Origin of the sequence: Neptunomonas sp. XY-337 (assembly GCF_004959845.1) — a bacterium.
GTDB lineage: Bacteria > Pseudomonadota > Gammaproteobacteria > Pseudomonadales > Balneatricaceae > Neptunomonas > Neptunomonas marina.
In genome coordinates, this window is record NZ_SPLL01000001.1 from 708186 (window position 1) to 723963 (window position 15778).

Annotated in this window: 16 protein-coding genes and 1 tRNA gene; 3 read left to right on the plus strand and 14 right to left on the minus strand. The window is 49.3% G+C overall.

Going from position 1 to position 15778, the window contains the following annotated elements; translation table 11 throughout:
* Positions 1-112 precede the first annotated feature (112 nt).
* Together E4L36_RS03565 and E4L36_RS03570 are read right to left on the minus strand one after the other, a co-directional pair.
* On the minus strand, positions 113-1042 hold the full coding sequence (locus E4L36_RS03565; protein WP_136679236.1) for an FAD-binding protein: 930 nt from the start codon (positions 1040-1042) through the stop codon (positions 113-115).
* A complete protein-coding gene (locus E4L36_RS03570) occupies positions 1042-1791 on the minus strand; it encodes an electron transfer flavoprotein subunit beta/FixA family protein (protein WP_127692596.1) in 750 nt (249 codons plus the stop codon). The genes E4L36_RS03565 and E4L36_RS03570 overlap by 1 nt, the downstream gene beginning before the upstream one ends.
* Before the next feature lie 287 nt (positions 1792-2078).
* On the opposite strand from E4L36_RS03570, the gene E4L36_RS03575 reads away from it, so the two are divergent.
* From E4L36_RS03575 to E4L36_RS03585, 3 genes are all read left to right on the plus strand, one after another.
* Entirely contained in the window at positions 2079-3716 is a 1638-nt protein-coding gene (locus tag E4L36_RS03575; protein ID WP_206064500.1) for an electron transfer flavoprotein-ubiquinone oxidoreductase, read from the plus strand.
* Positions 3717-3854: 138 nt separating this feature from the next.
* The gene (locus tag E4L36_RS03580) at positions 3855-4166 is read left to right on the plus strand and encodes an MGMT family protein (protein ID WP_127693139.1); all 312 of its coding nucleotides are present in this window, start codon (positions 3855-3857) and stop codon (positions 4164-4166) included.
* A gap of 52 nt (positions 4167-4218) precedes the next feature.
* Positions 4219-5325, plus strand: coding sequence for a sensor domain-containing diguanylate cyclase (locus E4L36_RS03585; protein ID WP_136679238.1), 1107 nt, complete (start codon positions 4219-4221; stop codon positions 5323-5325).
* Here E4L36_RS03585 and E4L36_RS03590 read toward each other — a convergent pair.
* The 12 genes from E4L36_RS03590 to E4L36_RS03645 form a co-directional block, all read right to left on the minus strand.
* Positions 5322-5876: a hemerythrin domain-containing protein gene (locus E4L36_RS03590; RefSeq protein ID WP_136679239.1), complete on the minus strand. Its 555-nt coding sequence runs from the start codon at positions 5874-5876 to the stop codon at positions 5322-5324. The two genes, E4L36_RS03585 and E4L36_RS03590, sit on opposite strands and share 4 nt — an antisense overlap.
* A gap of 105 nt (positions 5877-5981) precedes the next feature.
* Positions 5982-6584, minus strand: a complete 603-nt coding sequence (locus E4L36_RS03595) for an HAD family hydrolase (protein ID WP_136679240.1) — start codon at positions 6582-6584, stop codon at positions 5982-5984.
* Positions 6581-7384: an ATP-binding protein gene (locus E4L36_RS03600; RefSeq protein WP_240770662.1), complete on the minus strand. Its 804-nt coding sequence runs from the start codon at positions 7382-7384 to the stop codon at positions 6581-6583. Before E4L36_RS03600 ends, E4L36_RS03595 begins: the two co-directional genes overlap by 4 nt.
* 132 nt (positions 7385-7516) lie before the next feature.
* Positions 7517-7903, minus strand: a complete 387-nt coding sequence (locus E4L36_RS03605; protein ID WP_127692591.1) for a hypothetical protein — start codon at positions 7901-7903, stop codon at positions 7517-7519.
* Positions 7904-7989: 86 nt separating this feature from the next.
* On the minus strand, positions 7990-10617 hold the full coding sequence (gene pepN, locus E4L36_RS03610; RefSeq protein WP_136679241.1) for an aminopeptidase N: 2628 nt from the start codon (positions 10615-10617) through the stop codon (positions 7990-7992).
* Positions 10618-10629: 12 nt separating this feature from the next.
* Complete coding sequence (locus E4L36_RS03615; protein WP_136679242.1) at positions 10630-11460, minus strand: DUF2797 domain-containing protein; 831 nt, start codon at positions 11458-11460, stop codon at positions 10630-10632.
* Positions 11461-11469: 9 nt separating this feature from the next.
* On the minus strand, positions 11470-11736 hold the full coding sequence (locus tag E4L36_RS03620) for a DUF1315 family protein (RefSeq protein ID WP_136679243.1): 267 nt from the start codon (positions 11734-11736) through the stop codon (positions 11470-11472).
* Between the two features lie 46 nt (positions 11737-11782).
* On the minus strand, positions 11783-12622 hold the full coding sequence (locus E4L36_RS03625) for a rhomboid family intramembrane serine protease (protein WP_136679244.1): 840 nt from the start codon (positions 12620-12622) through the stop codon (positions 11783-11785).
* 18 nt (positions 12623-12640) lie between these two features.
* The gene (locus tag E4L36_RS03630) at positions 12641-13624 is read right to left on the minus strand and encodes a metallophosphoesterase (protein WP_136679245.1); all 984 of its coding nucleotides are present in this window, start codon (positions 13622-13624) and stop codon (positions 12641-12643) included.
* A 1-nt stretch (position 13625) separates the two neighbouring features.
* Positions 13626-14507: an NAD(+) kinase gene (locus E4L36_RS03635; RefSeq protein WP_127692585.1), complete on the minus strand. Its 882-nt coding sequence runs from the start codon at positions 14505-14507 to the stop codon at positions 13626-13628.
* A gap of 63 nt (positions 14508-14570) precedes the next feature.
* Positions 14571-15470, minus strand: coding sequence for a pyridoxal-phosphate dependent enzyme (locus tag E4L36_RS03640; protein ID WP_136679246.1), 900 nt, complete (start codon positions 15468-15470; stop codon positions 14571-14573).
* 95 nt (positions 15471-15565) lie between these two features.
* Positions 15566-15641, minus strand: a tRNA-Val gene (locus E4L36_RS03645).
* Positions 15642-15778: the final 137 nt, after the last annotated feature.

Here is a 15778-nt window from a genome sequence, read left to right on the forward strand (position 1 = left end):
CCATCCTAACGAATTCGCACCATAAAAAAAGCCCGGCAAAGCCGGGCTACAAGCAAGAAAATGGTGCATCACACACCAAAGGCAAAAGCCATGTTTTAATCGATCATTCCGATTAAAGCTGTTTCTCCAACTCAGGGAGAACATCAAACAGATCAGCAACCAAGCCGTAATCAGCAACTTGGAAGATTGGTGCTTCTTCATCCTTGTTGATAGCAACAATGATCTTTGAATCTTTCATACCCGCAAGGTGCTGGATAGCGCCCGAGATACCTACCGCAACATACAGTTCTGGTGCAACGATCTTACCAGTTTGACCTACTTGCATATCGTTCGGTACAAAACCTGCGTCAACCGCTGCACGCGAGGCACCTACTGCAGCACCAAGCTTGTCTGCAACCGCGTCAATAAGAGCGAAGTTTTCACCGCTACCCATACCACGGCCACCAGAGACAACGACTTTAGCAGCGGTCAGCTCTGGACGATCAGATACAGCCATCTCTTCGCCTACAAAGCTAGAAACACCCGCATCGTGCGTAGAACCAACAGGCTCAACCGCAGCACTACCACCTTCTGCGGCAGCGGCATCAAAGCCAGTCGTACGTACTGTGATAACTTTAGTAGCGTCTAAAGATTGAACAGTTGCAATAGCGTTGCCCGCATAAATTGGACGATCAAACGTATCTGCAGATTCAACACGCGTGATATCAGACACTTGAGCTACATCTAACAGTGCAGCAACACGTGGCATGAAGTTCTTACCCGACGTTGTTGCAGGTGCAACTACATGGCCGTAGTCCTTGCCCAACTCAGCAACTAGCAAAGAAACGTTCTCGGCTAATTGATGTGCATACGCTGCGCTGTCGGCAACCAGTACTTTGTCAACGCCTGCGACTTTTGAAGCTTGATCCGCTGCTGCTTGGCAACCTTCACCTGCAACTAAGACGTGGATATCGCTACCCATCTGTGTCGCTGCTGTAACAGTATTTAACGTTGCACCTTTCAGTGATGCATTGTCATGTTCTGCAATTACTAAGATAGCCATTAGATCACCTTCGCTTCGTTCTTCAGTTTGTCGACCAGCTCTTCAACAGACGCTACTTTAATACCCGCTTGGCGCTCAGCCGGCGGTGTTACTTTCAGCACTTTCGTGTGGGAAGTAACTTCAACGCCGAGATCCGCTGGTGTCTTAACATCCAATGGTTTCTTCTTCGCTTTCATGATGTTAGGCAGTGATGCATAACGCGGCTCATTCAAGCGTAAATCTGTTGTTACAATCGCTGGCAGTGCCAGTTCAACTGTCTGCAAACCGCCATCAACTTCACGTGTTACCTGTGCTTTGCCACCTTCCACTTTCACTTCTGAAGCGAAAGTACCTTGGCCGTAACCTGTTAATGCAGCAAGCATCTGGCCAGTCTGGTTATTATCTGTATCGATCGCCTGCTTACCCATCACGATGAGGTCAGGTTGCTCTTCTTCAACTACCTTTTTAAGCAGCTTAGCCACGGTGAGAGACTCAAGTACTTCGTCAGATTCCACGTGGATCGCACGATCGGCACCCAGTGCTAATGCTGTGCGGAGCTGCTCTTGGCAGTTCTTTGCTCCGAGAGACACAGCAACCACTTCCGTTGCCACGCCAGCTTCTTTTAGGCGAACCGCTTCTTCTACCGCGATCTCACAGAACGGGTTCATCGCCATTTTAACGTTGCTCAAATCAACGTCGCTGTTATCGGACTTCACACGCACTTTTACGTTGTAGTCGATGACGCGTTTGACTGTTACCAGCACTTTCATTGCGTTTACCTTTCTTTCTTATTCGGCGTTATTTTGGAATCCTGCGCGAGCACAGAAATAAGTAATTTCCCTTATATTACGTATTCAGCTTCGATATTCAAGCATTTAGCGCTATCCGAAAGTTGTATTTTGACTCAGACCCATTTCAATAAATAGGGGAATTCACTTATAATCAAATCCAAGTCATTGATCGAATAACAAAAAGTCACAGCTTTTCCTATCGCACTAGTGACGATATCAAAGCAACAGACAAGAGCAAGGGGAGATTGATTGTGGAACGTGAATCGATGGAGTTTGATGTTGTCATCGTCGGTGCAGGGCCTGCGGGCCTCTCGGCAGCTTGCCGACTCATGCAACAAGCTAATGCAGCAGAACAAGAGCTGACCGTTTGTGTCGTAGAAAAAGGCTCAGAAGTGGGCGCACATATCTTATCGGGTGCGGTAATTGAATCACGCGCCCTAGATGAACTCTTCCCCGATTGGAAAGAGCGCGGTGCCCCTCTAAATACCCCGGTCACCGAAGATGAACTCTACCTGCTAAAAGACGGGGAAAGCGCAAAGAAACTACCCAATGCACTGATCCCCAAAACCATGCACAACGAAAGTAACTATATTGTTAGCTTAGGGAATGTGACACGCTGGTTGGGTGAGCAGGCTGAAGCGCTGGGGGTTGAGATCTTCCCAGGCTTTGCCGCATCGGAAGTGCTGTACCACGACGATGGCAGCGTTAAGGGGATCGCAACCGGTGATATGGGCATTGGTGCGGATGGCAGCGAGAAAGACAGCTACATGCCCGGCATGGAGCTGCATGCCAAGTACACCCTATTTGCTGAGGGCTGTCGTGGCCACTTGGGCAAACAGCTATACAGCCAATTCGAATTGGATAAAGACGCTGATGCACAACACTATGGCATCGGTATTAAAGAGCTATGGGATATCGATCCCGCTAAGCACAAGCCGGGTTTAGTGGTACACGGCTCTGGCTGGCCGCTATCAGGGGGCACCAGCGGTGGTTTCTTCCTCTATCATACCGATGATAACCAAGTGGTGGTGGGGCTGATTGTGGATCTGAACTACGCCAACCCATACATCAGTCCGTTTGATGAGTTCCAGCGCCTCAAGCATCACCCGGTACTAAAGCAACACCTTGAGGGCGGCAAGCGCGTCTCATACGGTGCGCGTGCAATCGCGAAAGGCGGTTTCAATGCGTTACCTGAGATGGTCTTCCCCGGCGGTCTGCTGATCGGTTGTAATGCGGGTACGCTGAACTTTGCCAAGATCAAAGGGACGCACACCGCGATGAAGTCTGGCATGTTAGCCGCAGAGAGTGTCTTTGCCGCGCTGCAAGCCGGTTGCACCGGTGGCAAGAAGCTCGACAGCTTCAACACGGCATTCAAAGACTCGTGGTTGTATGAAGAGCTATACCGCACACGTAACTTTGGACCGGCGATGCATAAGTTTGGGCCGTTCTTGGGTGGTGCGTTCAACTTTTTCGACCAAAATATCTTTGGCGGCAAGCTACCGATCACCTTGCGTGATAACCACGAAGATTACGCGCAGATGCGTCCGGCATCGGAATTTACACCCATCGCGTACCCCAAACCGGATGGCGTTTTGAGCTTTGATAAGCTCAGCTCGGTTTTCCTCTCCAATACCAACCACGAAGAGGACCAACCATGCCACTTGACGCTAAAAGACCCGAGCGTTCCGCTGGCGAAAAACCTGCCAACTTACGCGGAACCGGCACAACGTTACTGCCCAGCGGGTGTGTATGAAGTGGTAGAGGATGACGCCGGCCAACCGAGCTTCCAGATCAATGCTCAGAACTGCGTCCACTGCAAAACCTGTGACATCAAAGACCCAGCACAGAATATTGTTTGGGTGACCCCTGAAGGCACGGGCGGACCCAACTATCCGAATATGTAACCTCTCTTAAGGCCCCTCTGGGGTCTTTTTTATTTATACCGGTTTATTGATCCAAATAACTCAGCGTTACTACACACACTTCACATCAATCTCATGTATATTGGTATCAGTAGCAGCCAGCATACTTACGTTTACACAATGACTGAGCCAACACGCCAAGAAGCGATTTACACCGCCATAGCCCATATACCAGAGGGCAAAGTAGCCACTTATGGACAGATAGCTAAGCTTGCTGGTTTTCCCAGAGGCGCAAGATTGGTTGGTCAAGCATTAAGGCAGCTCCCGGCCAAAAGCACAATTCCATGGCACCGCGTGATCAATGCACAGGGACAACTATCCTTTCCTAAAGCATCGGCGAAGTATCACGAGCAATATGCTCGCCTTCAAGCAGAAGATGTTGCCTTCAACGGAGGGAAGATCAATTTGACCCAGTTTCAATGGGATATCTAGTAGATGATCACAAAACCAGATGACCGTTGCGCCAGCCGACTAGGTAAACATGATGGATAGGAAGCTACTCGAATTAGAGAACGCTGAGCTCAAACGCCAGCGACGCATTGACCTGATTCAAGCAGAGCAAAACGAGACACTGCTCAATCAGTTTTTTGAGGTTGAGCTCGAGCTACTGGCCTGCAACCGCCTCTGTGAGCTAGTCGATATCCTGCTCAATAAGTTTCGTGACACCTTCCGGCTATCGTCCGTTACGCTGTTTCTCTTCGATCCAGAGCATATTGCGGCAGACCTACTCAGCGAGCTAGGGCATCAAGAACGAAAGCGGGTGTACTTTCAGCCCGACCTACGTTTATTGCGCCAACTTCATCCACATGAACAACTAGCCTTCGGCGAAGTCGACAACGATATTCGTAAAATTGTTTTCCCTGACCACCCTTACATCCTTAGCGCAGCTCGCATGCCGCTGGTACGGCAGAACTGCTTGATCGGCTGCTTGAACCTTGGCTCACAGGATATTGCTAGATACACAGCAGATATTCGCTACACGTACCTGTCTCACCTGATGTCGGTTATCGCAGTGTGTATCGAAAACTGCATGACACGCGAGCACCTGCATCGTATCAGCATCATCGATATGCTCACTAGCGTGCACAATCGCAGAGCCTTTGATAAGGAAATCTTGCGAGAAGTTGCCCGCGCCAACCGAATTGGCGAGCCGCTTAGTTGTTTATTTATCGATATTGATCATTTTAAGAAGATCAACGACGTATATGGCCATCAAACCGGTGACAGAGTCCTGCGTACACTAGGGAAGCTGTTAAAAGGAACGCTACGAAAAACGGATTTCGTTGCACGCTATGGTGGCGAAGAGTTTTCCATCTTGCTACCCAGCTGTGCTGAAGAACAAGCGATGATGGTGGCAGAAAACCTGCGTACGCAACTTGCCAAGGAGATCCTACGCAGCGTAGAGGGCGCGCCATTTCGTATTACCGCCTCAATTGGATGCGCCAGCTACCAGCCGCTCATGACACTAAGCCAAAAAGACCACCAGCAACACGCGCATGTTTTGCTGCGTACTGCTGATGAAGCCTTATATCAAGCGAAACATGCAGGCCGAAACCGCACACAAAGCAAACCTCTACCTGCTGCGAATTAAGCGCTTTGCTCAATATCATCCAGCAATTGCTGATAGAGGTCTCGATACTCGTCCGCTAAACGTTCGCCGAATAGCGGGTCATTAACCGCAGGTGCGAGCGCACTTGTATGCTCCCAATCAGGATCTGTGGCCACGTCGCGTATCAGCGGAAATACCGCAATCTCTTCCATACGCATGTGGGACTTTTCGTTTTCAACAAATAACTCCAAGTGGGCAATAAATTCATCCATCGGAATCACAGCGTCGTTTAAAATATCATCAATAACACTGAGCAGTTTCTCAGCATTACCTCTTAATTCAACATGCTGAGCCTCGCACTCTAGCAAGGCTTGATCAAGTTGCTCGTCCCGGCCTTTGAAGTGTGCGTAAATCTTGTCTTCTCGTGGGTGGTGGTGTTCTTCTGCGTAGTTTGCGATGTAGTCAACCACATCAGCCATCAGATTGAAGTTAGGGTGGTGACCACTTTTGAGCTTGATGATCTTGCGATCCAATATCTCTAGTAAGCGCCCCAGATTGACGTGGTCCCGCTGTAGCTCGTCGATAACTGTCATATCGATGCCTCCGCACTGTTTTAAGACCTTTGGTAGGTGCCTATTCACCTACCCTGCTAATGCAGACTTACGCTGGGCCCCATTCACCGTAAGCTTCACAACAGCTTACACACTCAGCGACAACTCATGGAGTGACCTAAATCTATAATCTGTCACTTTAGGCCAGTTTCGGCTGGTATCTGCATCAACGTGAATCGTTCTACATTCGGCTGCTCGCCCAGCGTTAAGATCATGGATAAAATCACCAACCATGAGCGCATCCCCAGCGCCAACTCGCCACGCTTGTAATATCTTTTGAATGCCTTCTGGACTGGGTTTTGGCGCAGCCTCATTACGTCCTAAGACCATTTCTGGCGCAAAGAGATCCCCAATACCGATAGAATCTAGCGACATCAACGCAAAGTCACGCGTATTACGGGTGAGTATCGCAAACATACAATCACGCCCCGCTAGCCGCGAAAATAGCGCTTCTAACCCCTCGGCCGGTGCCGCTTGCAGCGCATAAAAGTGCTCTAACTCATCTAGGCGCTTGGACTTTTCGATCCGCTCTGCCGACGGTAACCCGTCGATATAATCCAAAATATCTTCGTTATCAGGTATCGCTAACTCACGACGAATATGGTCAAAATCATGGACAGCTTTTGTCAGCGTACCATCAAGATCAAAGATCCAATGGCTACAGCGACGTAAAAAATCAGGTTGGCTCATTCAGCATTCTCGCGAATTATCGTTAACAACTGGTCGACTTTATGCTCAAGACTTGTGAGGCGCTCGTCACGCTGATGTGTAAACGAGTCCTCTAAAAGAAAGCGTTCAAGCTTATCGAGACTGTCTTGGCTATCTTTTAGGGTTTGCAGCAGATTGCGTGAGCGCTTTTTGGTGCTATCCGTTAGGCCCTGCAACCTTCCTAGAGTACGCTGGAGTTGATCATCCAGATCATGTATGTGATCTGCGACTGCCATAATATCGCCGCTCAGGGACTGGTTGATTCCGCCCACTTGTGCCTCCAACTCTGCGACGGCATGCCGAAAACGCGATAGAAATTTGTCGCCCTCTCGATCCATAAAGATCAGCAGCAACTCTTCAGGAAATAGCGCCCGATTACGGCCGTCAGCTCTAATCGAATACATACCTCGTGGCGAGGCATAGGGTTTTAAACGCCCGGAAGGGACTTCAACACGGAAGATAGGCTTTGCCTTGAGGTTCTCGATATAGATTTGGACATCGATATTAGGGGAGCAATCGGTGGCTTTGTTGATTAGCATTAAGCGGGCATTATCATCGACCGAACACCCCACCACCTTACCACGCTGCAAACCATCTTTTGATGTGTACTCATCGACACCAATAAGAATCGTTCCGCCATGCTCAGCGTTCGCAAATGCCACCAGATCGATACTCTTAACGCCAGATGCGTCGCGCTTAAAGTCGAGATTGTCCGCCTCAGCCGTCGCAAGCATCATACGCGTGCGTTTAGTGAGACCTTGGTACTCTTTTTTTATCGGCACAAATACGCCCTCCTACCTTACATGAGACGCACGTAGAAATTCATAGTACCAATATCAAAGAAGCAAACAAACGGAGCGAGCTTTCGCCCTAGAAAGAAAGAGCCAGCATATTAGCTGGCTCAGGGGACATACTTATTTGTATACCGCGTCATCGAACGGGTCGATTGGGTTATCTAGCATCTGATCATCGCGGAAATAGAGCACGCGCCCCTCAAGCTTGAGACCTTTTGTGGCAAACCAGCGCTGCGTATCCTCTTTGCCCTCTTCAGCGTTACCAAACTTCATAGACGCCGAAACGATACGATAAAAATACAAACCAAATAGCGCTGCTGCAGCGCCCAAGAAGAAGTCAGACGCAAGCGCAAAAAATAGCGCGATAACGCCAACGATCCAAACACGGCTCGACTTAGCAGCTTTTACTACCTCATTCGTACCATCATACTGATCTTGAAACTTAAGATAGCGACGAAAATTTTGCTGGATATTAAACTTGTCTTCAGATGAAAGCTTACGGTCCATCAGCACACCTTTAATTAACATTATTATTGATCAAACACTTATAGCGATCTGTAAGACTAACAGATCGCCGTTAAAGTTCTAACTTACTAAATACTCTTACTCACTACTTCATATACATCGCGCGAGAGTTCCGCGCTATCCATAATTCGTTGTAGCTGGTCACGCATCAGCTGCTGGCGTGTCTCATCATAGCGCTTCCACTTGGTAAGTGGAGCCACTAAGCGAGACGCAATTTGCGGATTGAGTTCATTCAATGCGACCACTTGATCGGCCAAGAAGCGATACCCACTGCCATCTTTCGCATGAAAATTAACCGGGTTCTGCCCACAAAAAACCCCTATCAGACTGCGTACTTTGTTAGGGTTTTTCATATTGAAAGCTTCATGCTGCATCAATGCCTCAACTTGACTAAGCGCACCTGGACACGGATTGCTTGCCTGTACTGCCAGCCAGCTGTTTACCACTAAAGATTCTTGGCTCCAACGGCTGTAAAATTGGCTTAACATCGCTTGCGCAGCGTCTTGATAGTTAGAATGAACAACGAGCGCCAACGCCGCCTGCTCGTCCGTCATATTATCAGCATCTGAGAACTGCTGCTGAGCCAGTGCCAAATATTCTGGTTTTCCAGCCCTTAGCAGGTAGCTCAGGCATAGATTTTTCAGCATCCGTTGCGCAACTTGCTCAGCACTCGGTTGGTAAGCGACATCAATCAGACAGCGCTTATACGCTTGGCTAAACTCCGCTTCTAGTGCGCAGGCCAGTGCATTCATAGCGAACTCACGCGCCGCATGGATAGCATCCACGTCGATCTGCGTAGAGAGCTCACCAAGATAAGCTTGCGATGGCAAAGTTAACACTTTGGCAACCATCGCCGGATCAAGCGTAGTATCGTTCAATACCGCGCGGTAAGCCCCAACTAATGCGTCAGATAGGACGAGCTCTCTTCCTGCCTGATAGTCAGCAATTAGCGCCTGTAAGATGATCACGCCAAGCTTTTGTGCCGCTTCCCAACGATTAAAGCCATCGCTATCGTGCTGCATTAAAAACACAAGCTCCGCTTGGCTATATGCGTAATTGAGTTTTACGGGCGCCGAAAAACCTCGCAACAGAGACGGTACTGGCTTTTGGGGAATACCTGTAAAGGTGAAAGTCTGCTCAGACTCCGTAAGCTCAAGCGTCACGGTCGTTGCATCGTTTTCAAGCGGCATATCTGTGCCTTCGGGAGACAATAACCCCACTTGCAGTGGTATATGGAAAGGAGCCTTCTCACTTGCTTCTGGCGTTGGAGGGCAAGCCTGCTTAACACGCAAGCGGTAAACAGATTCGCTTGGATCGTACTCATCAGTAATATCGAGAACCGGTGTGCCAGCTTGGCTATACCAGCGCTTGAACTGCGTGAGATCCCGCCCAGACGCCGCTTCCATCGCCGCTACAAAATCGTCCGTTGTCACCGCTTGACCATCATGACGCTCAAAATACAGATCACTGCCCGCTCGGAACTGATCAGGGCCCAGCAGGGTATGTATCATCCGCACAACTTCAGCGCCCTTCTCGTAAACTGTCATGGTATAGAAGTTGGATATCTCGATAAACGAAGCGGGCCTTACGGGATGGGCCATTGGGCCAGCATCTTCAGAAAACTGTGCAGTACGCAGTAGCTGAACATCTTCGACGCGCTTAACCGTGCGCGAGTTCATATCAGCCGAGAACTCCGCATCGCGAAAAACGGTAAAGCCCTCTTTTAAACTGAGCTGAAACCAATCGCGGCAAGTGACGCGGTTACCTGACCAGTTATGGAAGTACTCATGCGCAACCACGGCTTCAACACGTTGAAAGCCTGCATCGGTCGTTGTTTTCTGACTCGCTAGAACACAGGAGGTGTTAAAAACGTTCAACCCCTTGTTTTCCATCGCCCCCATGTTGAAGAAGTCGACCGCAACGATCATATAGATCTCAAGGTCGTATTCACGGCCATACACCTGCTCATCCCAGCGCATTGACGCTTTCAGCGATGTCATCGCATGGTCGAGCTTGTCTAAGTCCTTCTCTTCAGCAAACAGGCGCAACGCTACTTGTTTGCCGCTGGCCGTCGTGAAAGTATCTTCAATGTGCTTAAGATCACCCGCGACGAGGGCAAACAGATACGCAGGCTTGGGAAATGGATCCTCCCACGTAACCCAATGGCGGCCGTCTGAATCATCTCCTTCAGCGACAGGGTTGCCGTTGGAAAGCAATACCGGAAAGCGTGCTTTATCCGCCACAACGGTTGTTGTAAAAACAGACATAACGTCCGGGCGGTCTAAATAATAGGTAATACGGCGAAAGCCCTCTGCTTCGCATTGCGTACAGTAGACACCATCCGATAGGTATAGCCCTTCTAACGCAGTGTTTTTTGCTGGGTCAATTTCAACAACCGACTCCAAGATAAACTGATCAGGAACTTCCGCAATCGTCAACGCGCCAGCGTCGATGCTGTAATCTTTTGCCGTTAAAACTTGTCCATCAACCGCAAGACGACAAAGTCGTAGGGACTCATCACCGTGCATCAACAAACCACGTGGTTTAACTTGGCACTCGGGGTTACGCGTCAGGCGCAACTCAGCTTTAACTAGCGTGCGATCATCTTCTAGCTCGAAACGTAGTTGTGTCGACTCAATTAAAAAAGGTGGTACTTGATAGTCTTTTAGATAGATAACAGATGGAGTGGTAGACATGAAAAGCGACCCTTAATCTGCGCTCAGCTCAACGTGATAGGCGGTGAATTTACGAATATTGATAACACCGGTATCGAGAATAAGATACTGCCCCTTGATACCTAATAATGTGCCCTCAGCGACTGGCGTTTTGTCTAAATTATGCGTTACGACTTTAGTAGGATACTGAACCACCGGGTAAGTAATGTCCAGTACTTCACCATCCTTAAGTGGTTGAACCTGATCCTCCCCCGACTCACTACGCACCGCTTGCAGTGCATCAGAGGCAGCATCAAAAAGCTGGTCACGCACCTCGGTTAGCAAAACAGGCTCAACGGCGCCCTTGAGCATATTGCGCCAATTGGTACGATCAGTGATGTGCTCACGCAAAGCCGCCTCGATTAACCCAGACTGACGGCGCGTCGCCACATGGAAGATGGGTAGTGCTTGAATCGCACCTTGATCAATCCAACGCGTGGGTACCTGCGTGCCACGTGTAATGCCAACTTTGGCACCGGAAGAGTTGGCCAGATAAACAACATGAGGCACAAAGCAGTGCTGCTCTCCCCATCCTGAGTCACGACACGTTCCTGCTGCAAAATGGCACTTTTCAGGGCTCATGATACAGACATCACATTGTGGGAGTTTTTTAAAGCAGGGATAACAGAAACCCTGGCTGAAGCTCTTCTTTGTCTTGCGACCACAGTGAGTGCAGTTGATCTCACCGAGATAGCTTAACTTGATACGCTTCTCTAGCAGCGTGTTCATATCAATAATCGCGCCACCCAGCTCCAACTGGTAACGCACGGGCGTATCAAGCTGGGTGCACATTTTACTCAGCGCACCCTGTCCAAGTATTGGCATGACCTGCCCTTAGTTGTCAGTGATGATTTTTAAAACGTCTGGCTCGAGAGGATCTCGGCCATGCTGGGTACCATCCGGACGAGTGCGATCGATGTAACCGGTACGCTCGGCTTCTGGAAGGTTTTGCTGATCATAAGCAATAACAGCACGTAAGCAGACACCACGCTGCTCTTCGCTCAGTTTTTCGCCATTGGGCCACTTACCGAGTTCCACTGCTGTGCGTAACGCTCGATGCATCTCAGGCGTCATCGCTTTTAACATCTCTTCGTAAGTCAAAGCTGTGCTCCTCAATTAAACTGGACGCTCATTCTAACAGAAGAATCTAACGCCATTTAGCAAAACGGCGCACCACCGGCACCGCGAGCAAACCTGCAACCAAGCCCACCAGATGAGCGGTATTCGCGATCGAACCAAAGCCAATTGCCGAAAGCAGCCCCGTGTAACCTAGCACTAACCAAAACGCCATAAAAATCATGATCGCAGGAGGAAAGCCAAAATATCGTTCTCCGGCGAGTTTGTCCCACAACCATGTGTAGGCAAATACCGCAAATACAACCCCCGACATCCCGCCAAACATCGGCCCAGATACCCAAAATTGAGCAATGTTCGAGATGATGCTAGTAAACAGGAAGATGAACCCAAGTGCCCAAGGGCCTTGGAGCCGCTCGATGCGTCTGCCAACAACCCATATCCATAATGAGTTAAACAAAATATGAGGCAGATTAAAGTGCATGAATGCAGGTGTAACAAGCCGCCACCACTCCAAGCTAAACAGAGTTTCGGACAACGGGGCAAATAAGATGGCGGTTCTTGTGATTTGAAACTCTGTAATCGTAAGCCAGTGCATTAACGCATAACGCTGGCCAAAGTCGATACCCAGTGTGATCAGAGCGCTTAGGGCGATCAAGCTGATACTGAGCGGGTAGTCGAGAAGGTTAATACGGTGCCTTAACGGCTGACGTACCTTGACCTCAGACAGATCAACTCCACGACGCCACTGCTCGAATATATAACGCACCTGCTCAACTTGGCTGGCATTAGGCACCCAGAGCACCTGTCGCTCACCATCATAAGTGATTCGGTGTGGGATTTCGTTATCCCATAAAAATGCTGCAAAGTCAGTCAGATCAATCGCGCCTGACGCTTCAAAAACTCGTATCACAAATACATCCTATGGAGCCTAGATTGGGCTGCGCACTTCCGCGCTCACATCAACCCAGATAAATTTATCTGCGCTCAACTGCGCTTCAAAGTCATAACGATAGGCGACGAGCTTGCCGTATTTAACAGCGCTGTAGTCGAGACAAGCGATATTTGGCGTAAGTGGCTTAGGTTCACCCTCGCACCAATAGTGGCCAATAAATAACGTCTTTTCACCGCGTCCATAATAGATCAGATCACGTTTGTTTTGTTCCGTCAGTGGCATACGGGCTACATGCTCAGGCAGTGGATCGGGCTGGAAAACGACATCAATATAACGCGACGGCTGATTAGCCCAGAATTTCGTGCGGAAAAACTTACGCTTAAAGCCATCGCGGCTAATCATGACCTCATCGTTGGGCAAGCGCAGGTGTGTACCGCGCAAAATCCGATCCATAAACACCCACTCAAAGGAATCTGGCACGGCAGCGCGATGCAGAATTTCATCATTCATTCGGTTGTCATCGTAGCGCACTTTGAACTCGTCAATTAGCTCTTGATGCCAACACGCATGGACCACTCGGAATTGCTCAAACTCAAGAAATAGCGGCATCTGCTTGATCCAATCAAGGTATGCGCTTTTATCAGTTGGATAAGGATCGAGCTGTTGTAGCGATTCTTGCAAGATTCGGCGATGGCGCTGCGTGTGCGCCCGCAGGTAAGACTTACCATCGCTAATGTTACGGCTCGGCGTACAGTAGCTAAGCAAGTTAAACTCATGATTTCCCATAACAATATGAGCGTATCCCGCTTGAACCATATCGTGAGCCATCTCTAACACTTCGCGTACATAGGGCCCGCGATCAACGAGATCACCAATAAAGATAACCTTTCTGCGTGGGTGTTGATAAACACCGTTACGCTTACTGTAGCCCAACCGAGAGAGCAGCATACGCAGACTAACACCGCAGCCATGCACATCGCCTATTAGATCGTAACCCTCTACCGACTCTCTAACAATCACACTACTCTCCTAGCTTTGTACCCCAGCCTAATTTCTCTCGACAAGTGCTGTAAAAGTCATAATCAAGAGGGTGGAGAAGTTTCAGCTTATGCGGTTTCTTATGGATCGTGATCACATCGCCAGGGGCTAAGCTAAAATCGATCTGACCATCGCAAGATACGGTTGGATAGGTCTTGTTATCCTCTGATATCACCAACTTAAGCTCACTATTCCCATCTACCACGATCGGTCGACTTGTAAGCGTATGAGGAAACATTGGCACCAGAACAATAGCGTCTAGCTTAGGATGCATAATCGGGCCACCACCTGACAGCGCATATGCGGTCGAACCCGTTGGTGTTGATACGATCAAACCATCTGACTTTTGTTTGTATACGAACTGGCCTTCAATATAGAGCTCAAACTGAATCATACGAGTCGCTTTACCGGGGTGAAGCACGCAATCATTTAAGGCAGTTCCCTCACCGAGTGGCTCGCCACCACGGCGCACCGTAAGATCCAGCAGAAAGCGAGTTTCCACCATATACTTGCCTTCTAGCACCTCAGCCACACGCGTTTCAATTTCGTGCGGTGCGATGTCGGTTAAGAAACCTAGGTTACCGCGGTTAACACCCAGCACAGGCACATGATTTTTCGCCAGTGAGCGCGCAGCACCAAGCAAGCTACCATCTCCACCCACAACGATAACCAGATCACACATTTCACCCATCGACTTTTGGCGGCAAACTTGCTGCCCATGACCCGGCATCAGCTCGGCGATGCTTTCATCGAGAATCGTATGAATGTCTCGATCATGCAGAAAGCGGATGAGAGTTTTCAAAGTGTCGATAACCGCCTTACTGCCCAAGCGACCAATAAGTCCAACATTGCGAAAATGATCCATGATCTGTCCTGTCTTTGTTCTTTAATGCCGAGAGACTACATCATTGCATGATAATGAAACTTTTCAAGGACTTAGCTCAAATGAGCGTGCCCCTTGTAAGCCACCCGTGTGCAACAACAAAATTTTTGACTGCGGGAGGTAACACCCCGCTTCGGCTCTTTCCAGAAAGCGACGCAGCATTTTCGAGGTGTAGATCGGATCTAATGGAGTGGCAAAGCGCTCCTCCAACTCCCGCCATAAAGCCAAGTGCTCCAACGAGACCTTTCCGTAGCCTCCATAATGCGCTTCTAAATCCAACTCCCAGCTTGATAAACCTGAGATACTGGGTAATAGCCGTTTGATATCATCCCGAAGAAAGCTGGCACCCTTCAAAACAGGATAACCCTCTACGCGAACTGAAGGTCCTGCCCCGGCAATAACACCAGCGATAGTTCCCCCGGTGCCTGTGGCCACACAGATTACATCGGGAGAGTGTCCATCCATGGTTAATGTCGGAACAACCTCTGCAACACCTTGAACAGCGAGCGTATTCGAGCCACCCTCTGGAATGACCATCGCTCCAAACTGCTCTGATAACCGCTGACAATACTCTGCCGAATAACGCTCTCGATACTCTTTTCGGTTAACGAACACCAACTGCATGCCCCACTTGGCAGCATCGGACAGGGTATGGTTACTCACCGGCTCACCACGGATAACACCTACGGTCTCGATACCCAGCCGCCTTCCCGCCCAAGCCAGTGCATGAATGTGGTTTGAAAACGGCCCACCAAAGCTGACTACTCGGTTGACGCCATGCTGCTGAGCGTGAATTAGATTGTACTTCAGTTTAAACCACTTATTACCGCTCACCTCAGGATGCACTAGATCCAAACGTGCCATTCTGACATCGAGACAGCGCTTGCGGAATAAAGAATCCTGCAGAGGAGTGATGGGTATTTCGGGTGTGGAAGTAGCAAACAAAGGTAGATCTCCGGCAACATTTCACCATCTTAGCAGACAAAACAATCTGAAGAGTAAGTGGATAGTGTGGAGATAGTATTTTAGGAAAGGCATTGTGGTGGGCGTGGAGAGGTTCGAACTCCCGACATTCGCCTTGTAAGGGCGACGCTCTCCCAACTGAGCTACACGCCCACAATGCAGTGGCTTATTTTTTATCCTGATACAACTCAGCACTTTGAGTTAACCAGCCTCAACCGAAGTTAAGTGGCGGAATGGACGGGACTCGAACCCGCGACCCCCTGCGTGACAGGCAGGTATTCTAACCAACT